22 protein-coding genes are annotated in these 20338 nt (G+C 65.0%); 11 read left to right on the forward strand and 11 right to left on the reverse strand.

Annotation, left to right across the window (positions count from 1 at the left end):
* Positions 1-207: 207 nt before the first annotated feature.
* Entirely contained in the window at positions 208-1203 is a 996-nt protein-coding gene (locus tag ACZ2IA_RS19780) for a glutathione S-transferase family protein (RefSeq protein WP_470294310.1), read from the reverse strand.
* A gap of 181 nt (positions 1204-1384) precedes the next feature.
* On the opposite strand from ACZ2IA_RS19780, the gene ACZ2IA_RS19785 reads away from it, so the two are divergent.
* Both ACZ2IA_RS19785 and ACZ2IA_RS19790 read left to right on the forward strand, forming a co-directional pair.
* Positions 1385-2302: a LysR family transcriptional regulator gene (locus ACZ2IA_RS19785; protein WP_470294311.1), complete on the forward strand. Its 918-nt coding sequence runs from the start codon at positions 1385-1387 to the stop codon at positions 2300-2302.
* A 175-nt stretch (positions 2303-2477) separates the two neighbouring features.
* Positions 2478-3269: an acyl-CoA thioesterase gene (locus ACZ2IA_RS19790; protein ID WP_470294312.1), complete on the forward strand. Its 792-nt coding sequence runs from the start codon at positions 2478-2480 to the stop codon at positions 3267-3269.
* Positions 3270-3363: 94 nt separating this feature from the next.
* Here ACZ2IA_RS19790 and ACZ2IA_RS19795 read toward each other — a convergent pair whose 3' ends face one another.
* Positions 3364-3975: an NAD(P)-dependent oxidoreductase gene (locus ACZ2IA_RS19795; RefSeq protein WP_470294313.1), complete on the reverse strand. Its 612-nt coding sequence runs from the start codon at positions 3973-3975 to the stop codon at positions 3364-3366.
* A 121-nt stretch (positions 3976-4096) separates the two neighbouring features.
* Here ACZ2IA_RS19795 and ACZ2IA_RS19800 point away from each other — a divergent pair, with 121 nt between their 5' ends.
* Positions 4097-4507 carry a winged helix-turn-helix transcriptional regulator gene (locus ACZ2IA_RS19800; protein ID WP_470294314.1) on the forward strand — a complete coding sequence of 137 codons (411 nt, stop codon included), beginning with the start codon at positions 4097-4099 and terminating at the stop codon, positions 4505-4507.
* 203 nt (positions 4508-4710) lie between these two features.
* Here ACZ2IA_RS19800 and ACZ2IA_RS19805 read toward each other — a convergent pair whose 3' ends face one another.
* Entirely contained in the window at positions 4711-5706 is a 996-nt protein-coding gene (locus ACZ2IA_RS19805; RefSeq protein WP_470294315.1) for an HD-GYP domain-containing protein, read from the reverse strand.
* Between the two features lie 112 nt (positions 5707-5818).
* Entirely contained in the window at positions 5819-9700 is a 3882-nt protein-coding gene (gene hrpA, locus ACZ2IA_RS19810) for an ATP-dependent RNA helicase HrpA (protein WP_470294316.1), read from the reverse strand.
* Between the two features lie 129 nt (positions 9701-9829).
* On the opposite strand from hrpA, the gene ACZ2IA_RS19815 reads away from it, so the two are divergent.
* Positions 9830-10126 (forward strand): YciI family protein, encoded by a 297-nt coding sequence (locus ACZ2IA_RS19815; protein ID WP_470294317.1) that lies wholly within the window; start codon positions 9830-9832, stop codon positions 10124-10126.
* A gap of 82 nt (positions 10127-10208) precedes the next feature.
* On the opposite strand, the gene pdxR is transcribed toward ACZ2IA_RS19815, so the two are convergent.
* Positions 10209-11648, reverse strand: a complete 1440-nt coding sequence (gene pdxR / locus ACZ2IA_RS19820) for a MocR-like pyridoxine biosynthesis transcription factor PdxR (protein WP_470294318.1) — start codon at positions 11646-11648, stop codon at positions 10209-10211.
* Between the two features lie 105 nt (positions 11649-11753).
* On the opposite strand from pdxR, the gene ACZ2IA_RS19825 reads away from it, so the two are divergent.
* From ACZ2IA_RS19825 to ACZ2IA_RS19850, 6 genes are all read left to right on the forward strand, one after another.
* Positions 11754-12599 carry an isocitrate lyase/PEP mutase family protein gene (locus ACZ2IA_RS19825; protein WP_470294319.1) on the forward strand — a complete coding sequence of 282 codons (846 nt, stop codon included), beginning with the start codon at positions 11754-11756 and terminating at the stop codon, positions 12597-12599.
* A 44-nt stretch (positions 12600-12643) separates the two neighbouring features.
* Complete coding sequence (locus ACZ2IA_RS19830; RefSeq protein ID WP_470294320.1) at positions 12644-13108, forward strand: carboxymuconolactone decarboxylase family protein; 465 nt, start codon at positions 12644-12646, stop codon at positions 13106-13108.
* Positions 13109-13169: 61 nt separating this feature from the next.
* Complete coding sequence (locus tag ACZ2IA_RS19835; RefSeq protein WP_470294321.1) at positions 13170-13478, forward strand: EthD family reductase; 309 nt, start codon at positions 13170-13172, stop codon at positions 13476-13478.
* Complete coding sequence (locus tag ACZ2IA_RS19840; protein WP_470294322.1) at positions 13475-13924, forward strand: hypothetical protein; 450 nt, start codon at positions 13475-13477, stop codon at positions 13922-13924. Before ACZ2IA_RS19835 ends, ACZ2IA_RS19840 begins: the two co-directional genes overlap by 4 nt.
* 188 nt (positions 13925-14112) lie before the next feature.
* Positions 14113-14247, forward strand: a complete 135-nt coding sequence (locus ACZ2IA_RS19845) for a hypothetical protein (protein ID WP_470294323.1) — start codon at positions 14113-14115, stop codon at positions 14245-14247.
* Positions 14248-14378: 131 nt separating this feature from the next.
* The gene (locus ACZ2IA_RS19850) at positions 14379-14648 is read left to right on the forward strand and encodes a CopK family periplasmic copper-binding protein (protein WP_470294324.1); all 270 of its coding nucleotides are present in this window, start codon (positions 14379-14381) and stop codon (positions 14646-14648) included.
* 157 nt (positions 14649-14805) lie between these two features.
* On the opposite strand, the gene ACZ2IA_RS19855 is transcribed toward ACZ2IA_RS19850, so the two are convergent.
* From ACZ2IA_RS19855 to ACZ2IA_RS19880, 6 genes are all read right to left on the reverse strand, one after another.
* Positions 14806-15303: a TlpA disulfide reductase family protein gene (locus ACZ2IA_RS19855; protein WP_470294325.1), complete on the reverse strand. Its 498-nt coding sequence runs from the start codon at positions 15301-15303 to the stop codon at positions 14806-14808.
* 76 nt (positions 15304-15379) lie between these two features.
* Complete coding sequence (locus ACZ2IA_RS19860) at positions 15380-15646, reverse strand: BufA1 family periplasmic bufferin-type metallophore (RefSeq protein ID WP_470294326.1); 267 nt, start codon at positions 15644-15646, stop codon at positions 15380-15382.
* A gap of 72 nt (positions 15647-15718) precedes the next feature.
* Positions 15719-16624 carry a F510_1955 family glycosylhydrolase gene (locus ACZ2IA_RS19865; protein WP_470294327.1) on the reverse strand — a complete coding sequence of 302 codons (906 nt, stop codon included), beginning with the start codon at positions 16622-16624 and terminating at the stop codon, positions 15719-15721.
* A 95-nt stretch (positions 16625-16719) separates the two neighbouring features.
* Positions 16720-17460: a cytochrome c biogenesis CcdA family protein gene (locus ACZ2IA_RS19870; RefSeq protein ID WP_470294328.1), complete on the reverse strand. Its 741-nt coding sequence runs from the start codon at positions 17458-17460 to the stop codon at positions 16720-16722.
* A gap of 21 nt (positions 17461-17481) precedes the next feature.
* On the reverse strand, positions 17482-17799 hold the full coding sequence (locus ACZ2IA_RS19875; protein ID WP_470294329.1) for a DUF2933 domain-containing protein: 318 nt from the start codon (positions 17797-17799) through the stop codon (positions 17482-17484).
* A gap of 1192 nt (positions 17800-18991) precedes the next feature.
* Entirely contained in the window at positions 18992-19315 is a 324-nt protein-coding gene (locus ACZ2IA_RS19880) for a hypothetical protein (protein ID WP_470294330.1), read from the reverse strand.
* Between the two features lie 641 nt (positions 19316-19956).
* Here ACZ2IA_RS19880 and ACZ2IA_RS19885 point away from each other — a divergent pair.
* The gene (locus ACZ2IA_RS19885; protein ID WP_470294331.1) at positions 19957-20337 is read left to right on the forward strand and encodes a hypothetical protein; all 381 of its coding nucleotides are present in this window, start codon (positions 19957-19959) and stop codon (positions 20335-20337) included.
* The last annotated feature ends 1 nt before the right edge of the window (position 20338 follow it).

The following is a 20338-nucleotide window of genomic DNA, read 5'->3' on the forward strand; positions in this document are numbered from 1 at the left end:
GCTTGGGTTTGCATAAAGCCATTATTTATCAGTGCATTGCTGCTACTCGTCATAACAGACTTTATTTTTTCCGATCACAACAATGAGCAAACCGAGCGCCCCAGGCATGGCACAAGGGCCGGGAGAGACAGGCAAAAGAACGCCCCAGCCGGGCGTGGTGCAAGCGGGGCTGGGGCGCGCGGCGGCGAGGTGCCGGATGGATCGGGCTTAGGTGCGGGACTGGCTCGTCATGGCTACGCGCCGGTGCGGGGCCAGGAAGTCCAGCCGTGGGCCGGCGGGGACGATGCCGGTCGGGTTGATGGTGAGGTGGCTCTCGTAGTAGTGGCGCTTGATATGCTCGATATTCACCGTCTCGGCGATGCCGGGCTGCTGGTAGATGTCGCGCGTGTAGGCGGACAGGTGCGGATAGTCGGCGATCCGGCGCAGATTGCACTTGAAGTGACCGACGTAGACGGCATCGAAGCGTACCAGCGTGGTGAACAGCCGGATGTCGGCCTCGGTCAGGCTGTCGCCGGTGAGATAGCGCCGGGTCGCCAGCCGGGCATCCAGCCAGTCGAGCGTGTCGAACAGCGGTACGACGGCCTCCTCATAGGCGGCCTGATTAGTGGCGAAGCCCGCCTTGTAGACGCCGTTGTTGAGCGTGTCGTAGACGCGGGCGTTGATGGTGTCGATCTCCTCGCGAAGCGCGAGCGGGTAATAGTCGCCGGGCGTGGCGCCGAGGCCGTCGAACGCGCTGTTGAACATCCGGATGATCTCGGACGACTCGTTGCTGACGATGGTGCCGCGCTGCGTGTCCCACAGGATCGGGACGGTGACGCGACCGGTGTAGCGGGGCTCGGCCCGCGTGTAGACTTCGTGCAGTACCCGCGCGCCGTTGACGGTGTCGGGAATCACGCCCGGCCCGTCGGCGAAGGTCCAGCCCTTCTCCCGCATCCGCCAGTGCACCACCGATACCGAGACCAGCGGTGCCAGGCCTTTCAGCGCGCGCATGATCAGGGTGCGGTGCGCCCAGGGGCAGGCCAGGCTGACGTAGAGATGGTAGCGGCCAGCCTCGGCGGCAAAGCCGCCGTCGCCGCTCGGGCCGGCCGCACCGTCGGGCGTCACCCAGTTGCGAAAGGCCGCGTCCTTGCGCACGAAGCGACCACCGCTGGCGGTCGTGTCGTACCACACATCCTGCCATTGGCCGTCCACCAGCATTCCCATAGTGCTCTCCTTGTCCGTGTCGGGCCGCTGTCCGGTCCCCGCTGCGTTGTGTACTTGCTCAATCCTGCCATCGTGGCATGACGATCGTCGGTTATTGGCGAGCCGTCATGTCGACATATTGGACGAATTTTCTTCGCCTGCCCTACCATGAAACCGATCAATTCGTTCGAAGAGGTCGCACATGTTGTCCACAGACGAGCTGGCGTTGCTCGAAGCCATCAGGGATAGCGGCAGCCTGTCCCAGGCCGCCGTGAAGCTCGGCAAGGCGCCGTCGACCGTGTCGCATGCGGCCCGGCAGTTGGAAGAGCGCTTCGACGCGCTGCTGTTCGACCGGCGTCGCTACCGCATGCAGCTGACGCCGGCCGGGCTCCTGCTGGTGCAGGAAGCGGCGCGGTTGATGCAGGATGTGTCGCGACTGACGCAACGGGTCCGGCAGGTGGCCAGTGGCTGGGAGGACCGGCTGTGGCTCGTCACCGACGAGGTGATCGAGTTCGAGCTGCTGCTGCCGCTGATCCGCGATTTCGACGCCTTGCAGTCGGGGGTGAGCCTGCGCATTACCCACGAGGTGCTGCGCGGCACCTGGGAGGCCCTGCAGGACGGCCGGGCCGATCTGGTGATCGGCGCCACCAACGAGCCGCCGGCGATTCCCAATCTGCGCTGGTTCGAGCTGGGCGTGATGGACTGGGTGTTCGCGGTATCGCCGCGCCATCCGCTCGCCAAAGTTCCTGGTCCGCTGGAGCGTAGCGAAGTGCTCAAGCATCGTGCCGTCGTCGTCGCCGATTCGTCACGAGCGACCGAGGGGCGGACCTACGGCGTGGTGGGCGGGCAGGCCGCGCTGGCGGTGCCCAGCATGCGGGCTAAGATCCTGGCGCAGAAGGCCGGCCTCGGTGTCGGCTGGCTGCCTCGCCAGCGCGTGCAGGGCCTGCTGGCGCGCGGCGAGTTGCTGGAGCTGGCGATGGCCGACCCGCGCGAACCGAACATCCTCTACGTGGCCTGGCGCGGCGATCAGGAGGGCCGGGCATTGCAATGGTGGCTGGAACAGTGCCGGCAACCCCGGCTGGCCGAGCGGCTGCTGAAGGGGATCGATCAGTTCGGTTGAGGCGGTCCAGGCATCTAATCGGCCGAATCGGCTGATGGTGCCATGCGCGGCTATTGAGCGGCTACGACTCTTCTGCCACGGCCGCATCGGATTATCACGTGGTTGCGGCCCCTGTGCTTGATCCCTGCCGCTGAGTATGCGAACGTTCGTTTCATTTCATTCGGAGGACAAGGGCATGCATATCGACGAACTCTTGGCTTCGGTCGTCGCCGACGGCGAAACGGGTAGATTCAGTGCCGAAGCGAGCGACGACTGGGCGCAGGGCCGGACCCTGTTCGGCGGCCTGCAGGCGATGCTGGCGGTGCGCGCGATGCGGTTGTTGGTGCCGGAGGCACCCCCGCTGTGGTCGCTGCAGACCACCTTCGTCGCGCCCATCGAGCCGGGTCGGGTGAAGTTGCAGGTGCAGCTGCTGCGCCAGGGGCGTTCGGCGCTGCAGATGGAGGCGCGTCTGATGGATGGGGCGCAGACCGCGGCCGTGGTGGTTGGAGTGTTCGGCGAGGCGCGCGACTCGACCGTGCGGGTCGAGCCGCCACCGGGCAAGCCGGCGACGGAGGAAGGGCCGGAGCTGCCTTTCATCCCGGGCGTCACTCCCAATTTCACCCAGCACTACGCCTATCGCTGGGCCGAGGGCGGGCTGCCGTTCAGCGGCAGTCGCGAGCCAGGCACGCGCATCCACCTGCGCCAGCGCGATGCCGGCTTCGTCGACGAGGCCCACCTCGTTGCGCTGGCCGACTCGATCCCGCCGCCGGCGCTGTCGCTGCTCGACAAGCCGACTCCGGCCAGCACCTTGAGCTGGTCGCTGGAGTTTGTCCGCCATCTGCCGCCGCAGCCGGCCGAACACTGGTGGCGGATGGACGCCGGCATCGTCGCGGCCCGCGACGGCTACAGCAGCCAGGATGCGCACCTATACGGGCCGGACGGCCAGCTGGTGGCCCTATCGCGTCAGGTGGTGGCGGTGTTCGGCTGAATCGGCTCGCGACAACAAACAGGGCATCGCTCGTATCGAGTGATGTCCTGTTGTTTTGTCGGGAGGTGGCGCGAGCGCCTCCCGATCGTCTGGCTTAGTAGCCGACGGTGAAGCGCTGGCGGCTGTGCTGCGGCTGTTCCAGTTCGTCGATCAGCGCGATCGCGTAGTCTTCCATCGAGATATGGCTCTTGCCTTCGGCGTCGCTGAGCAGCTGATCGCGGCCTAGACGGAACTGGCCGGTGCGCTCGCCCGGCGCGAATAGCGCCGACGGCGACAGGAAGGTCCAGTCGATCTCGGTCTCGCCGCGCAGATCGTCAAGGAACTGTTTGCCCAGTCGTGCTTCGGCGCGGTACTCGTCCGGGAAGTTCGGGCTGTCGAGCAGGATGGCGCCCGGCGCCACTTCCAGGCTGGCGGCGCCGCCGACCACCAGCAGGCGTTTCACCGCGGCGGCCTTCAGCTCCTCGAGCAAGGGGGCGGCTGTCAAGGTCTGGAAGCGCGCGGCGCTGATCACGGCATCGTGGCCGCGCAGCAGTTCGACCAACTGCGCCGGCTGCGCGGCGTCTCCCTTGAACAGCGTCACGCCGGCCGGTACCTCGGCCTGTTCGGGTGCACGGACGATGCCGGTGACGCTGTGACCGCGGCGTAATGCTTCGGCGGCGATACGCGAACCGGCACGGCCGGTGACACCGATGATGGCGATTTTCATGATGGGTTCCTCTTCTTGGTTGAGCCTGCCTCGTCGGAGGGGTCGTGGTAGTTACGGAAAGTAACCAGTATAATTAAGCGGAACTTTGGCGCAAGAAGGCACTTTCGAGGAAGCAAGGCACATGGACGTAACCAGCAGTCGCTCCAATTCTAGTGAAACCGGGCGCGGCCGGCCGGCCGGCAAGCAGGAGTACAAATGTCCGATCCGCGACGTGCTCGACCGGGTCGGTGACGCGTGGAGCGTGCTGGTGGTGATCAATCTGGCCGGCGGGCCGACCCGCTTCAACGAGCTGCGGCGGCGCATCGAGGGCATCTCGCAGCGGATGCTGACGGTGACCTTGCGCCATCTGGAGCGCGATGGCCTGGTGTCGAGGACGGTGATGCCAACCACGCCGCCTCAGGTCGAATACGCGCTGACCGGGCTCGGACACTCGCTGTGCGGGCCGCTCGACGTGCTGTCCGACTGGGCGACGAGTCACCAGCCGCTGATACGCGCCGCGCGCGAGCGTTACGATGCGGCGGACGGTGGCTGAGCGTTCGGCCAACCTTGTCGCACCAGCAAATCGGGCCCCGGCAGATACCGGGGCCCGTTGTGTTTTGGACAAGGTTGGCCGAACGGGCTTTAGAGCCGGGAACAAACCCCAGCGTAGCGGTCCTGCTCGTCGCCCTGCCGCAGACAGTAAAAGGAGTACGGCAAGGCAGGGCAACAACGCCGGGAGGGGGTTGTTAGCGGCACTTACACCGGCCAGAGCCGCGCCAGTGCTCCGGGATACAGGCTGGCCTCGCTGGCGCTGATCGCCTGCGCAATCGCGAAGCCGGGCAGCGCGGTGTCACAGTTGCGGCGCGACCGGCTGGGCTGGCCGTCGGCGTCGCGCACCGTCACCACGCCCGGGGTGGTGGCGGCGCGCGGCCGTGTCTTCACCACCACGGCGATCTCGCCGCTCATCAGCCGCACGAAGCTGCCCGGCGGGTAGACGCCCAGCTCCTTGATGATCGCGGTAGTGACAGACGTGTCGAAGCGTTCGTCCTCGTTGCGGAACAGCTGGCCGAGCGCGGTGGCCGGCACCAGAGCCGGGCGGTAGCTGCGTGGCACCAGCTTGGCGCAGGTGATGTCGGCCAGATGCAGGATGTGCGCCAAGGGATCGATCACGTCGCGTTTGAGGCCGTCCGGGTAGCCGCTGCCGTCCAGTTCCTCGTGGTGGCTGGCGACGATGGCGAGCCAACGCTCGTCGACTACGCCTGCCTCGCGCAGTAGCGTCATGCCCAGCGCCGGATGGCTGCGGGTCAGCTCCTGCTGCGCGTCGCTCAGTTCCTGCTCCTGGTGGTGCAGGGTGTTCTGCAAGGACGCCATGGCGACGTTCATCGTCAGCGCGGCGGCGACCAGTATCTGGCGCTCTTCGGCCGCCAGACCCAGCCGCGGGCCGAGCTTGGCGCATAGCGCCGCGGCGTGCACGCTGTGCGCCGGCGCGTACTCGCCGAACGGCACCAAGAGCAGCGAGGCGATCAGCCCGTCCGGGTGCTGGTCGGCCAGATAGATCAGCTCGTCGCCGACGCTCTGGATGCCGTCGACGAAGCCGTCGCTGCGATGGTTTTCCAGCAGCGTGGCTGTGCGGCGGATCTCGTGTTCCAGCGCCTGCAGCGCGTTGTCGGCCGGCAGGGGGAGGTGGGCGCTCGAGGGGCTGGCCGCAGGCGGGGCGGTCGGGTCGAGGGCGGGGGAATCGTCGTCGGGCACGGTGGGTTCCTGGGAACGGGACGCATGGCTGATGAAGAGAGCAGCCGAGACGGTAAGAAGGCGGTTCGGCCAACCCTATGAATACGTCTCGACTGTAGAGCAAAAACCTCTCTTATGTCATGTTGCGCGGCAGATCGTTCCAGGCTTTCTGCAGCCGCTTCAGCGACACCGGGTACGGCGTCTTCAGCTCCTGCGCGAACAGGCTGACGCGCAATTCCTCGATCATCCAGCGGAACGCCATCAGTTCGGCCGACGGCTCGCTGCGTTCCTTCTCCTCGGCGACCCGCGCTTCCCACTGTTTCCACAAATCGCGGATCTCGGCGCCGCGCTGGCCGTCGCGCTGCGGGTTGGCCACCTGTTTGTCCATGCGCAGGCCCATCGCCTTCATATAGCGCGGCAGGTTGGGCAGCTGCTCCCACGGCGTCGCGGCGAGGAAGCCCTTGTAGACCAGTGTGTCGAGCTGTGCTTTAAGCTCGTTGCCGAGCCGGTGCTTGGCGATGCGGGTCACCAGCGGCGGATAGTCGCTGGCGATCGCGGTGAGGTAGCTGGTCACCGCCTGTTTCACCGCCGGCAGCCGGGTGCGGGCGCGATCCTTCTGCGTCTTGAACGCCTTCTCGTTGCGCGGCAACTCGTCGTCGCCGATGAAGGCACGGTCGCAGATCGCCTCGATCGCGTCGGCCAGAATCTCGTCGACGTTGCCGATGGCGCGCAGCTGCAGGCCGATCTGGGTCATGCCGGTCAGCCCCTTGCCCATCTGCTTCATCTGATCTTTCAGCTCCCACTGCAGCAGCCGGATCACGCCGCGGCGCATCGCCCGCTGTGCGGTCAGCTCGGTGTCGAACAGCCGGATCGCCACCCGGTCTTCTTCCACCGTCAGCGCCGGGTAGCCGGTCAGCTGCTGGCGGCCGCGGGCAAACTGGATGCTCGCCGGCAGCTCGCCGAAGTCCCAGGTCTTCACGTCGTCGCGCTCGACGTCGAGCGAGCTGTCGCGGAAGGTCAGTTGCGCCGCCTGGCCGAACTGCTTCTGCAGCTCGACCAGATCGCGGCCCAGGCCGAGCTCCTGCTTGCCATCGTCGATCACGCGGATGTTGAACTGGCAGTGCGTCGGCAATTCGGCGCGCGCCAGCTCCAGCGGGTCGACCTTGATGCCGCCGGTCTCGCGCAGGATAAAGTGCGCCAGCTGCGGCGCGATCGGCTTCTGCTTGTCGGGGTTGGTCGACAGGAAACGGGTGACGAAGTCCGGCACCGGCACGCAGGTGCGGCGGATCTGCTTCGGCAGCGCCTTGATCTGCAGCGCTAGCTTGTCACGGATCATCCCCGGCACCAGCCACTCGAACTGCGCCGGCTCCAGCCGGTTGAGGATAGGTAGCGGCACGTCGACGGTCACGCCGTCGAGCGGGTGGTTCGGTTCGAAGCGGTACTTCAGGCGCAGCCGGCCGTCCGGGGTGTCGAGCCATTCCGGGAACTGGTCCTCGGTGATGTTCTCGGCGGCGTGCTGCATCAGGTAGTCGCGGCTGAGCCACAACAGCTTTGCCTCGGCCTGTTCGGCCGACTTGCGCCACACTTCGAAGCTCGCCGCGTCGACCACCTCGGCCGGGATCAGCGCGTCGTAGAAGCCGAACAACACCTCGTCGTCGACCAGCACGTCCTGGCGGCGCGCCTTGTGCTCCAGCTGCTCGATCTCGCGGATCAGCCGCTGGTTGTGCTGGAAGAACGGCGCGTTGCTGGCGTAGTCGCCGGCCACCAGCGCGCCGCGGATGAACAGCTCGCGCGAGGCGGCGGGGTCGATCTTGCCGAAGCTGACCGGGCGGCGCGGCACCAGCGTCAGGCCGAACAGCGTGACCCGCTCGCTCGCCACCACCTCGCCGCGCGCCTTTTCCCAGTGCGGGTCGAAGTAGTGGAACTTGACCAGGTGCGGCACCAGCTTCTCGACCCATTCCGGGTCGATCTTGGCGACGCAGCGCGCGTACAGCTTGCTGGTCTCGGTCAGCTCGGCGGCGACCAGCCACTTGGGCTTGGCGCGGCGCAGGCCGGAACCGGGGAACACATGGAAATGCCCGCCGCGCGCGCCCAGATAATCGTCGCCTTCCAGCGACTTCATGCCGATATTGCCGACCAGACCCGTCAGCAGTGCCTTGTGGATCTGCTCGAAGGTGGCCGGCACGGTGTTCGGTACCAGATTGATCTCGCGGGCAATCTGCGCCAGCTGGCCGTGCAGTTCGCGCCATTCGCGCATGCGGATGTGCGACAGGAAGTGCTGGTGGCACAGGTCGATCAGCTTGCGGTTCGATTCCTTGTGCTTGAGCGCGTCGTCGAAGAAGTCCCACAGGGTGATGAAGGACAGGAAGTCCGACTTGTCGTCGGCGAACTTCGCCTGCGCCCGCTCGGCCGCCTCGCGCGCCTCGAACGGCCGCTCGCGCGGATCCTGAATCGACAGCGCCGCCACCAGGATCAGCATCTCGTGCACGCACTGGTGCTCGCGCGCGGCCAAGAGCATTCGGCCAACCTTGGGGTCGACCGGGATGCGCGCGAGCTCCTTGCCGATCTCGGTCAGCTCATTGCGCTCGGTGACCGCGCCGAGCTCCTGCAGCACCTGGTAGCCGTCGGCGACCAGGCGGCTCGACGGCGCCTCGAGGAACGGGAACTGGTCGACCTGGCCGAGACGCAGCGAGGCCATGCGCAGGATCACCGCGGCCAGGTTGGAACGCAGGATTTCCGGGTCGGTGAACGCCGGTCGGGCGTTGAAATCGTCTTCGGAATAGAGCCGCACGCAGACACCGGCCTCGACCCGGCCGCAACGGCCGGCACGCTGGCGGGCCGCCGCCTGCGAGATCTTCTCGATCTGCAGCTGCTCGACCTTGGCGCGCGGGCTGTAGCGGTTGAGGCGCGCGAGGCCGGTGTCGATCACGTAGCGGATGCCCGGCACGGTCAGCGAGGTCTCGGCCACGTTGGTCGACAGCACCACGCGCCGGCCGCCGGACGGCTTGAAGATGCGCTGCTGTTCCTCGTTCGACAGCCGGGCGAACAGCGGCAGAATTTCGTAACCGCGCAGGCCGGATTTGCGCAAGGCCTCGGCGGTCTCGCGGATCTCGCGCTCGCCGGGCAGGAACACCAACATGTCGCCGCCGCCGAGACGCGACAGCTCGTCGACCGCGTCGACGATCGCCTGCTCCATCTCGACTTCCGCCTCGTCCTCGTCGCGTTCGGACAGCGGCCGGTAGCGTACCTCCACCGGGAAGGTGCGGCCGGAGACCTCCATCACCGGCGCGTTGTCGAAATGCTTCGAGAAGCGTTCGGCGTCGATGGTGGCCGAGGTGACGATCACCTTCAGGTCCGGGCGGCGCGGCAGCAGCTGCTTGAGATAGCCGAGCAGGAAGTCGATGTTCAGCGAGCGCTCGTGCGCCTCGTCGATGATGATCGTGTCGTAGGCGTTCAGGAAACGGTCGGTCTGCGTTTCGGCGAGCAGGATGCCGTCGGTCATCAGCTTGATGTAGCTTGCTTCCGAGGTCTTGTCGGTGAAGCGCACCTTGAAGCCGACCACTTCGCCCAGGCTCGACTGCAGCTCCTGCGCGATCCGGGCCGCGACCGAACGGGCGGCGAGGCGGCGCGGCTGGGTGTGGCCGATCAGGCCGGTGACGCCGCGGCCGAGCTCCAGGCAGATCTTCGGGATCTGCGTGGTCTTGCCCGAGCCGGTTTCGCCGCAGATGATCGTCACCTGGTTGGCCGCGATCGCCGCCTTCAGCTCGTCGAGCTTCTGGTTGACCGGCAGCGCCGCATCGAACTGCGGTTTCGGCAAGCCGGCGCGGCGCGCGTCGACGCGGGAGCGCGAACGCTCTATCTGCGCGGCGATGTCGGCGAGCTGCTTGTCGGCGCTCTGGCCGCGCTTGCTGCGCTCGGCGGCGTCGACCAGTTTGCGGCGCAGGCTATGCTGGTCGCGGAGCAGGCAATGGGGCAGGGCGGCCTTGAGGTCGGCCAGGTGTTGGGCGGGCGTCATGCGGTCAAAGAACGGTGAGGAGAACAAGGCCGCGATTATAACAGAGCCGGCCGGCCGCTTCGGCCGACTCCGCCTTTGCGATTTACTCACTTAGCATGGATGATGGCGGCTTTGTCCTGTGGGCTTGCGATGCTGTTTGTTGTCCGTTTTACCGATCATCCCGAGCGGCTGGCGGTGCGTCAGGCGCAGCTACCGGCCCACCTGGCCTGGCTCGACGATCATCGCGATACGGTGCTGGTCGGCGGTTCGCTGCGTGTCGAGCCCGATGCACCGGCCGAAGGTGGGCTGTGGATCGTCGAGGCGCCGGACAAGGCCAGTGTCGAGGCGCTGTTGGTGTCCGATCCGTTCTGGTTTCACGGCCTGCGACGTGGCTACGAAATCCTGCACTGGTCGAAGGCGTTTCCCGAGCGCAAGGTGGCGGTGTGAGTCGCCGCTGGCGACGGCCGAGGTGCATCGGCTAAGGCCGCGTGAGACCTTGGCGCTTCTCGACCCGTCGGCCCAGAGCCGGTCACGACTGCAACGCCACGCGCACCCGTCGCGCCAGCTCCGGCGCTTGTTCGACCGGCACGTTGGCGAAGCCGAACAAGAGCGCCGGCCGGCTGTTTCCTGTCAGGCTGAAGTGCGACAGCCTCTGCCCGGCGAGACCGTGTGTCTGCAGCCGGGCGGCGACGGCGCGGTCGTCCTCGTGTTCGGCCAACCAGCAGACCAGCTGCAGGCCGACCGCATGGTCGTCGAGGCGCAGCCAGTCGCCGCATTCGCTCTGCAGCGCCGCCACCAGCGCGGCGCGGCGCTCGGCGTAGAGCTGGCGCATCCGTTTGATATGGCGGGCGAAATGGCCCTGCTGCATGAAGTCCGCGGTGGTCGCCTGGTCGAGGGTGGACGGCGGCGGAGAGAACGCGTCGGCCGCCTCGGCGAAGCGCTGGCGCAAGCCGGGGGGCACCACCAGATAACCGAGCCGCAAGCCGGGAAACAGCACCTTGCTGAAGCTGCCGACGTAGAGCACCCGCTCGGCGGTGTCGAGGCTCTGCAGCGCAGGTAGTGGCGGGCCAGAATAGCGGAACTCGCCGTCGTAATCGTCCTCGACGATCCAGGCATTCGCCTGCTTGGCCCAGGCGAGCAGCTCCAGCCTGCGCGGTAGCGCCAGAGTGACGCCGAGCGGGGAATGGTGCGACGGGGTGCAGTAGACCAGGCGCGCATCGGGGCAGAGCCGGATGCCGTCTTCCACCCGCAGGCCGTCCTCGTCCACCGGCACCGGGTTCAGCGTCGCCCCGGCCAGCCGCAGCGCTCCGCTCGCCCGGAAATAGCCGGGGTCTTCCATCCAGACCGGGTCGCCGGTCTGCAGCAAGGTCTGCGTCACCAGGCTCAGCCCGCCCTGAAAACCGTTGGTGATGAATACCTGATCGGCGGTGCAGTCGATGCCGCGAAACAGCGCCAGATGGTGGGCGATCGCCTGGCGCAGCGGCAGGTAGCCGGCCGGATCGGGCTGAAGCAGGCCCGCGACGGACAGCGAACGGGCGCGCTGCCCGGCCAGCCGCGACCACAGCTTGCGCGGAAACGCGTCGAGCGCCGGCAGGCCGAGCTGGAACGGCAGCGGCGCGCCGGTCGCGGCCGGCGGTTGCGGGACCCGGGCTGCCGGCTCGGGGAGGTGCTTCAGACGTTGGCCGAAACGGCTCGTATCCAGGTTGGGATTGACCACCGTGCCCGCGGCGGCGCGGCTGAGCAGATAGCCTTCGGCCAGCAACTGGCTGTAGGCCTGCTCGACGGTGCCGCGCGAGGCGGCGAGGTCGGCGGCCAGCACCCGGGTGGACGGCAAGCGGGTGCCCGGCGGCAGGCGGCCGCTCAGGATGGCGTCGCGCACCCGCTGGTAGAGCTGCTGGTACAGCGGCTGCGCGTGCGGGTCGCGCTCCAGGGCAATGGCTAGGGTGGACACGGGGTCGTGCTGGTTCATGGCCTACTCGTATTGACGGTTTTTGGCTCTGCGCAATATACCATCGGCCCGGTATCTTGCTGGCAAGGATATGACGAAGTTCTGTCCGCACCCTGGAGACTCCCAATGACCCTTTCCGAACACATTGCCAAAGCCGAGGCGTTTCGCCGCCTGCATCAGCCCGGTCGGCCGCTGCTGCTGCCCAACGCCTGGGATGCGTTGAGCGCGCGGCTGTTCGAACAGGCCGGCTTCGCGGCGATCGCCACCACCAGTGCCGGCATGGCCTGGTCGCTAGGCTACCCGGACGGCGAGGCGCTACCGCGTGAACTGTTGATCGACGCGATAGCCCGCATCGTGCGGGTGGTTCGACTGCCGGTCACCGCCGACATCGAGGCCGGCTACGGCGCGACCCCAGAGCAAGTCGCCGACACCGTCGCCGCGGTGATCCGCGCCGGCGCGGTCGGCATCAATCTGGAGGACGGCGAGCATCTGCCCGACGGCTCGTTCCGGCTGCGCGATGCCGAGCGGATGGCCGAACGGCTGCGCGCCGCGCGGGCCGCCGCCGACGCGGCCGGCGTGCCGATCTTCATCAACGCCCGCACCGACCTGTTCCTGCACGGCGGTGGCACGGCCGAGGCGCGTTTCGACGAGACGGTGGCGCGCGCCAGGCTCTACCTGGAAAGCGGCGCCGACGGCCTGTTCCCGATCGGGCTCACCGACACGGCAACGCTGAGTCGGCTGATTGAAGCAGTGCCGGCGCCGATCAACGTTGCCGCCAAGGCCGGTGTCCCCGACCTCGCCGAGCTGGCGCGGCTCGGTGTCGCGCGGGTCAGCACCGCGATCTACCCGGCGCTGGTCGCGATGAACGCGGTGCAGAACCTGGCCGACGGCTTGCGCCGCAGCGGCAACTTCGCCGCGCTGGCGACACCGTTGACCCATCCCGACGTGCAGGCCTTGTTCCGGCCGCGTTGAACCGATCACTTCCCCCGGCTTCGGCCAACCTTAAGGAGTACAACATGACCCACCCCATCGATTACACGACCCTCGCCCCGAAAGGCTACCAGGCCATGGCCGGGCTGGAGCAGTACGTACGCAACAGCGGCCTCGAGATGTCGCTGCGCGAACTGGTGAAGACCCGCGTGTCGCAGTTGAACGGCTGCGCGTTCTGCATCGACATGCACACCAAGGACGCGCGCGCCGAAGGCGAGACCGAGCAGCGACTCTACCTGTTGTCGGCCTGGCGCGAGGCGCCGTGCTACACCCCGCGTGAGCGCGCCGCGCTGGCGTGGGCCGAGGCGCTGACGCTGCTCGCCCAACACAGGCTGCCCGAGGAGTTGCATACTGAATTGGCGCAGCATTTCACCGAAAAGGAAATCGTCGACCTGAGCTGGTGCATCGTCGCGATCAACGGCTGGAACCGCATCTCGATCGGTTGCGGCACGCCGGCGGGCAGCTATCAGCCCGGCCGGTACGATCGCTGATGTCGACCGCCGGGTCGGCCGGGGTGCGGCGCCGACTATCTTCTTCGCTTAAGGAGCCGCCATGGCCAAACTGATCGCTCTCTACAAGACCCCGACCGACCCGGCCGCGTTCGACGACTATTACTTCAATCGGCACCTACCGCTGGCGCGCGGCATCGCCGGCCTGACCGGCTACGAGGTCAGCCGCGGCCCGGTGGCCACGCCGCTGGGCGCGTCGCCGTACCACATGGTGGCGACGCTGAGCTTCGCGTCGATGGAGGCGCTGCAAGCCGCACTGGCGTCGCCGGCCGGTCAGGCGGCGGCCGCCGACCTGGCCAACTTCGCCAGCGGTGGGGTGGAGCTGCTGGTGTTCGATAACGAAGAGGTGTGAGCACGGCCGGTCGCTCAAAGGTGCAGGCGCTGCTGGCCGCACTGCCGCAGCTGGTCGACGGCGAACGCTATCCGGCGGTCGCCGAGCGCGAAGCGCATCTGCTGTCGTTCGAGCACCTGCCGCAGCATCTGGTGCGCCTGTTGCCACGCCTAGAGTTCGCCGTGCCGTTTCTCGACGTGATCGACACCGCCGAGGGCAGCGAGCTGCCGTTGGAGTCGGTGACCGCCAACTATCTGATGCTCGGCCACGCGCTGCGTCTGGATTGGGTGCGCGAAGCGATCACCCGTCTGCCGCGCGACAACCGCTGGCAGGCGCTGGCCCGCTCGGCGAGGTGTGGCAGGAAGAGCGTCGCCAGCAGACCGAGACGTGTCAGCAGATGTTGGCCGAACTGCAGTCGTTCGAAGCGCTGGATCTCGCGATGCTGTCCGCTGGCATGCGCGAGCTGACCAACCAGCTGCTCGCCTGATCATCTTGTTGAACTGACCAGCCGGCCCCGCGGGGCCGGCTTTTTTATCGCCGCTGAGCAGCGCCTGTCGCTAGCCCGGTTGCGGGGCGACTGGTGCACGCGCTATTGCACAGGGGGCCGGAATGACGGCGTAACATCTTGGCGCTGTCATCTGGACGGAGGTGCCAGATGAAAAAGCTCGAAGTCCTTATCAAGCCGTTCAATCTCGACGAAGTCTATGAGGCGCTTGCTGCGATCGGCATCGCCAGCTATATGATTTTCAGACCATTGAGCCAAGGCTACCCGCTGGCTATATTCATCTAGATGCACCACTAGCATTGACATCCCGCATGCCAAGTCCATCAGACATCAGAGAAGAGAGGAGGCAATCCGCAGACGGATCGCGTTTGAACCGAGTAGTTCCAACTGTCTCACTCCATTGGAAGGAACTCAACATGAATAATAAAGGCTTTAGGTACGCAATCATTGTTGCTGGCGCGCTCGCGCTTACCGCCTGCGCCAGCATGTCCGGTCAGCAGCCGTCCCAAGTCAAGCTAAAGGATGGCTCCATGATATCCATTGATCGAACCGGTAACATGATCATGTATGACAAAAACGGCAAACAGATGGATATGGTTGACGGGCTGCCGATGGAGGCGGAAGACGGGTCGGTTATCCTAATGAAGAACAATGCACTCTACAGACGCATGGGGAGTCCTAAGTGAATGGGCCAGCGCTTGCTGATTGAGTCGCTCCTTCCCTCGACATGCAATGAGCCTCCTTCCGAGGCTCATTGCTTAACCGATTACCCATCAAACTAATAGCCACAGAGCCAATATCCTTCACTGCAGGAACCGGCGACTATCCGTCTCCTCTTGGGGCCTATTTGTGCAGTTGGGTTTCAATTTCCTGGGCCAGCGCCGTCATGTCGGGCTTGCCCATGTAGCGTTTGACGATCCGACCTTGCTTGTCGATCAGGAAACTGGTCGGCGTCGCCATGATGCCGCCAAAGCCCTGTGCCAGCTTGCCATCTGTGTCGTGGGCCACCATGAAAGGGAGGGCATTCTGCTTGGTGTAGTTGTGCACATACTGGAGCTGATCGTAGTCCATCGCGACCGCCACAATCCGGAACTCTTGGGCGTCATACTTCTTCTGCAGGCGGGACAAATCGGGCATCTCCTCGATGCACGCGGCACAGCTGGTGGCCCAGAAGTTGACCAGGACCACTTTGCCCTGAAGCTGGTCCAGCGATGTCTTCTTGCCTTCCAGGGTCGTGAACTTGATATCGGACACACGATCGCTGGTGGTGCACGCCACCAGCAAGAGCGCCGTCAGCGAGACCAGCAAGAGTTGAAGCCAGCGTCGACCGATGCGTTTCATGTTGCCTCCGATCGGCGAACCCGTGTGAGCAGGGCTGCACGCGGATTCGCCTTGTTACATTGCTATCTGGATGTGGTCAGGATTTGGGGGCGGGTGGTTTCAGCTTGCCGCCCAGCTTCTGGCACGTCCCGCCAGCGACATATTTGAAGTCGGTCGGATCGTTGTCCTTTTTCGCTTGAGCTGAACAACCATGCGCGCCGACCACCGAGGCGCAATCATTCAGCCCGGCCTTGGCCACGCCAAAGCATTTCTCCTTCGCCGTCTCAGCCTGTGCGGCTGCCGACAGTCCCAGCGTGATCAGGCCGGACATCGCGGCAGTAATGAACATTTGTTTCTTATCCAACAGGTACTCCTTCAGAGTTTCGTGACGAACAACGACTTGCAGTGGCTAGCTCGTGAGCGGGCCAGCCTAAGCTCATTCCAGTGTCTGCCCCTTTTGGGCGATCGCCTTCCAGGTCTTGCCTTCATCCGGCGACAGGTAAACGTCGCGCTTGAACGTGGCGATCGCCCATTCCTTGGGTTTCACCGGGTTCTGGGCGATGTAGGCGACGGCATCCTGCTTCAGCGGTGGTACGCTCAGCGGTCGGATCTGGTGGGTTTTCAAGTCCACCTTGGACAGCAAGGCGGCATTGCGGTAGCTGCCAAACCACAGGCTCGTGCCATCGATGCTGAAGGCCGCGCTCAGGACCTGTACCCCTTGCGTCAACGGCAGGAAGCGCTCCCCACCATCCGTGGATAGGTACAAGCCGGCGCCCGTTGCCGCCGCCACCGTCATGCTGTTGGACGGGTGCACGGCCAGGGCAGTCGGGGACTCGGTGAGCCCCGCGGTTTGAACGTGTTGCCATTTCGCGCCGTCATTGAGCGTGTAGTAGAGGCCGGCGGCCTTCATACGCGAATTGGCTTGTCCATTGAGCACATAGACGGCGCCAGTGCGGTAGCCGGCGGCGAGCACATGGAAGTCGGCTTCCCCCTCGAGGCCGAGCTTCTGCCACGTGCGCCCGCCATCTGCGCTTTTGATCAGCCCGAACGGATTGACGAGTCCCGAGCCGGGCGCAGGGTGACCGCTGCTATAGATCGCTCGGCTTGTCATCGAGAACCCCATGTAGTCGTGTTCCGGGCCGGCGGCCTTGGACCAGTGTCCCCCGTTGTAGATGGCCAGCCCCTGATGGCTGGGGATCTCGAGCTGCTTGCCGTCTGCACTGAAAGCGAGGCCATGCACATGCATCAGCGTGACAGGCGAGGCCGCGTTGGCCAGGGGCGCTCCGAGCGCCGACAGCAGCAGCGCCAGCGCCGCGCCGCGCAAGATATGTGTTGCCTTCATGTTCTTCTCCGAATTGCGTTTTGGTTGCCACTTGTCCCGGGGCCGATGGGCGGCCGTCCGACAAGCGCGATAAATAAAAGTGTTTTCATTAGCCGTTAGCCGATCTGTGTGAGCGACGGAAAGGTATGGAGTAGCCAGTAGGACAGGCTGGGCATCCAGCCGGCCACAATGGCGACGCCCATGACGATCATCCCCACGCCGGACACGATGTAGAGCAGCCGGCCGACCCGCCGCAGCGCCTTGAGGCGATGAACCAGCTTGCCGGTGAACAGCGCCGATAGCAGGAACGGCACGCCCAACCCCAGTGCATACGCACTCAACAGGCCGATCCCTCGAGTGGTGCTCGAGGCGACGGCACTCATCGTGAGGATGGCCCCCAGCACCGGGCCGATGCAGGGAGTCCAGCCGAAACCAAACGCCAGGCCCAGCAGATACGCACCCGCGGGATGGCCGCCGGTCAACTTGGTATGAAAGCGCAGGTCGCGTTCCAGCCAGGCGGGCCGAACCAGCCCCGTCATGAACAGCCCGAACAGCGCCACCATGCCGCCGCCGACCAGGTTTGCCGGGCCGCGAAAAGCCAGGAACAGCCTGCCGACGACCGAGGCACTCGCCCCCAGCGCCACGAAGACCGAGGAGAAGCCCAGCACGAACAGGGCGCTCAGCCCCAACACCTTCATCTGGTTTCGGTTCGGCGGCGTTTGCGCGCTAGCGCGCAGCGATTGCCCGGTGACGAACGACAGGTAGCCGGGAACCAGCGGCAGCACGCAGGGAGACAAGAACGAGATCACCCCGCCGGCAAACGCGGTCAGTACGCCGAGTTGAGAGAGGTCGGACATCGCGATGGGCACCGTCTTCGCTTACGGTTTTGCCGACGCGTCATGTCCGCAACAACTGCGTCCGGACTGGGCTGGTTGCGGCAGGCCGTCGCTGGTGGCGTGATTGGGCATCATGGCGAGCTGATCCGGCGTGCTAGGCGCCGGTTCGGCCGACGTGGTGGACTGCTTCGACATCCCCTTCATGCAGACGAGCATGGAGAGTGGGCACAGCAGCGAAAGTAGGAAGGGCGAAAAGGACAAAAAACCAGCACGAACGGCCGGGAAACTGGCGTAGGCCGCCAGGAATAGCACGCTCAACCCCAGTGCGGTCTTGAGCAGGGTGGACTTGTTGCACTTCATGTAAAGCTCCTCGGTAAGGCACGCCTTGACCGAAGACCCCGGCTAACACTGTGAGCCGTAACTTGGCCACCTAGTCATCGACGAGGTGCGCTCGGTTGTCGTGGGGCTTCGGATTTAAGTGAGTCGCTTTGCGGCGGCCTGGCCTGGCCTGGCTGTTGGCCTCGGCAGAACGGACGGTTCTTCCGAGCCAAGCAGAAAGGGCAACGCTATCGGCCCGTGATCAGCGCAGGGCATAACGACAGCAGGCTTACGCGCGGTCAATCAGCCGCAAAGCAATGGGCGAGTACTTTAGAACCTGTTCAGAATCTGTCGCGAGCGGCCCTCAGCGGGGCGAAGAGCAGCGCAGAAACCGGAATGGACTCGGTGTCCATGAGGATTTCCGATCGCTGAGCGAATCAATAGATTCGCACGCCGAGCGCATGAGCCCCGATCAGGGTCGCGCAGCAAGATCATGAACAGGTTCTTAGCCGAGGATGGGTGGACGTAGCAGCGTCCGGGGGAAGTTATGCAGGATGAAGTGGGTGGACGCGGGGGTGTAGTTTGTCCCCTGGTCTTGTGCGATGAAGAAGCCGGAGGTAGGCAGGGGCGCCGATACAGTGAAGCCGCATACCGCACCCGCTTTGCACAGGGTACCCATAGGAGGTGTGTGCTTGTCGCCGGCCGACTGGCAGTCGGCCGCCGTCGTAGACGCCATTGGCATTGTCTTGACGACGGACCCCTTTGCGCTATAGCACGCCCCGTCCTCCAACGGCACTGCGCCAACGTGCATCGGGAGCACGAGGCAGATCAGTAGCGACAGAAAGAGGCGGAAGGTAGCGTTCATGGCTGGGCGAGTATACCAGGGTTGCTCGATCACTCCAGTAAGGATTGTTCAAAACCAGAATTATTCAAACATGGTTTTGCAGTCGATATAAATTAGAACGCCGGTTTGACTTAACAGAATCGCATTCCGCCCATCATGCTGTAGTGCATGAACCCCATGCCCAGTAACGCAAGGACGGCCAGTAGACCGATGACCGCAAACAGGATCAAGAGGGCATTCCATACCGGTGAGTCGTTAAGCATGCTGTCCCCGCAGGATGTTAGGTGCCTTCAGAGCACGTCCGCCTGCCACGCATTGATGATGCCCAGTCCCGGGCGTTATCCCGCTAGCGGAATGCGCCCGTTCCTGGAGATGGGGAAACCAGCGCTGTCATTTCGACGGCGGCGCCTGGATCTGGTCGGCGTACTTGCGCATGATCTCGCCCGTCTTCTGCATGATTTCGGCTTGCATCTGCAACTGCAGCTTTTCGTTACCAGGCGGCAGCTGCGGCAGCATATGCCCCATCATGCCGCCCTGCATCATCCCGCCTTTCATCATGCTGCTGCACATTTCTCCCATCATGTCGCCGCGGCCACCCATGATGCCCTGCATCATTCCATCGCTACCGCTCTTGGGTGTGGCGGTAAAGCCCGATACGGGACTGCCCAACAGCAGCGCGGCCAACATGGCCATGCCGGTTTTTCTCATGCTCATGACACTCTCCTCATTCAGAACCAACAACAAGCGCTCGTGCGCGGGAGCCCGCGCCCGATGCAGTGATCAAGCGTGATCAGGCTGGTTTAGGAGGTCGTTCGAGCGTCGCGGGCTGGTCTTCCAAGCGCAAAGACGGCTCCACCGGCGAATAGATCATCCGCCCGCTTTGAGCGCCGAGCACCTGTATCGGGAGAGTTTGTAGCGAAGTCGAGGAATGGCAGAGAGCGGAAACCGCGCACAGCGGGGTTTTGACGACGGCTGACTTGGCCGAACACGACGAGCACGAATGGTTGGGCACACCGGCGTTCCCCGTCATGACAACGTGCGGAAGGGACGATGTTTGACAAGCGGCCGAAGAATGCATGCTCGTTGCCATCCCCTGCAACGGCAGCACGAGACAGATCAACAGGCTCAGCCAAAGGCGCAGCATTCTCTTCATAGCCTTATCGCTATAGCACACGACCGAGGGGCTGAAGGAGGGCAACGAAGTCCTATTCGCCGCCGTCAGCGGCAGTCTGAGATGGTGAAACTCGACCTAGCCCAATAAACCCTCTAAGCTGACGGCCGGCCGACTCCCGGCGTCGCCAAGCCACTTTAGATTTTGTATCCCGGCAGGAATTTCTCCACGCTATAGTCATTCCATGAAACTGATCAGGCTGTTGCTTCTTTTCGTGCTGTCGTTGACGCTGCCCGTATCCGGGCTGGCGGCTACCGGCACGACTGGAGAATGCCTGATGGTGAGCAGCGCGATGATGGAGATGGCGGACGCCAGTCCGGCCCTGTCGGCGCCGATGCCGAAGATGGAGCACTGCTCTCGGCAGCAGGACGCCTCCGGCAAGGCCAAAGGACGGATGGAATGCAAGTTCGGCGCCGAATGCAAGGTGGGCGGGGTCTACCACCCGGCAGTCACCCCTTCGGTATCGACGCCGCTGCCGCTCGCCCAGATTGTCCTGGTGCCGGCTGCCCAGCTGCCGATTTCCCGCACCCCGAACGGGGTGTGGCGACCTCCTCCCACGCTCTAAA

Source organism: Crenobacter sp. CS_VA4, from assembly GCF_055597485.1.

Coding starts and splice junctions, on each gene's coding strand:
- ACZ2IA_RS19780 (WP_470294310.1), bottom strand. CDS start 1,203: ATGGGAATGCTGGTGGACGGCCAATGGCAGGATGTGTGGTACGACACG.
- ACZ2IA_RS19785 (WP_470294311.1), top strand. CDS start 1,385: ATGTTGTCCACAGACGAGCTGGCGTTGCTCGAAGCCATCAGGGATAGC.
- ACZ2IA_RS19790 (WP_470294312.1), top strand. CDS start 2,478: ATGCATATCGACGAACTCTTGGCTTCGGTCGTCGCCGACGGCGAAACG.
- ACZ2IA_RS19795 (WP_470294313.1), bottom strand. CDS start 3,975: ATGAAAATCGCCATCATCGGTGTCACCGGCCGTGCCGGTTCGCGTATC.
- ACZ2IA_RS19800 (WP_470294314.1), top strand. CDS start 4,097: ATGGACGTAACCAGCAGTCGCTCCAATTCTAGTGAAACCGGGCGCGGC.
- hrpA (WP_470294316.1), bottom strand. CDS start 9,700: ATGACGCCCGCCCAACACCTGGCCGACCTCAAGGCCGCCCTGCCCCAT.
- ACZ2IA_RS19815 (WP_470294317.1), top strand. CDS start 9,830: ATGCTGTTTGTTGTCCGTTTTACCGATCATCCCGAGCGGCTGGCGGTG.
- pdxR (WP_470294318.1), bottom strand. CDS start 11,648: ATGAACCAGCACGACCCCGTGTCCACCCTAGCCATTGCCCTGGAGCGC.
- ACZ2IA_RS19825 (WP_470294319.1), top strand. CDS start 11,754: ATGACCCTTTCCGAACACATTGCCAAAGCCGAGGCGTTTCGCCGCCTG.
- ACZ2IA_RS19830 (WP_470294320.1), top strand. CDS start 12,644: ATGACCCACCCCATCGATTACACGACCCTCGCCCCGAAAGGCTACCAG.
- ACZ2IA_RS19835 (WP_470294321.1), top strand. CDS start 13,170: ATGGCCAAACTGATCGCTCTCTACAAGACCCCGACCGACCCGGCCGCG.
- ACZ2IA_RS19845 (WP_470294323.1), top strand. CDS start 14,113: ATGAAAAAGCTCGAAGTCCTTATCAAGCCGTTCAATCTCGACGAAGTC.
- ACZ2IA_RS19850 (WP_470294324.1), top strand. CDS start 14,379: ATGAATAATAAAGGCTTTAGGTACGCAATCATTGTTGCTGGCGCGCTC.
- ACZ2IA_RS19855 (WP_470294325.1), bottom strand. CDS start 15,303: ATGAAACGCATCGGTCGACGCTGGCTTCAACTCTTGCTGGTCTCGCTG.
- ACZ2IA_RS19865 (WP_470294327.1), bottom strand. CDS start 16,624: ATGAAGGCAACACATATCTTGCGCGGCGCGGCGCTGGCGCTGCTGCTG.
- ACZ2IA_RS19870 (WP_470294328.1), bottom strand. CDS start 17,460: ATGTCCGACCTCTCTCAACTCGGCGTACTGACCGCGTTTGCCGGCGGG.
- ACZ2IA_RS19875 (WP_470294329.1), bottom strand. CDS start 17,799: ATGAAGTGCAACAAGTCCACCCTGCTCAAGACCGCACTGGGGTTGAGC.
- ACZ2IA_RS19880 (WP_470294330.1), bottom strand. CDS start 19,315: ATGAGCATGAGAAAAACCGGCATGGCCATGTTGGCCGCGCTGCTGTTG.
- ACZ2IA_RS19885 (WP_470294331.1), top strand. CDS start 19,957: ATGAAACTGATCAGGCTGTTGCTTCTTTTCGTGCTGTCGTTGACGCTG.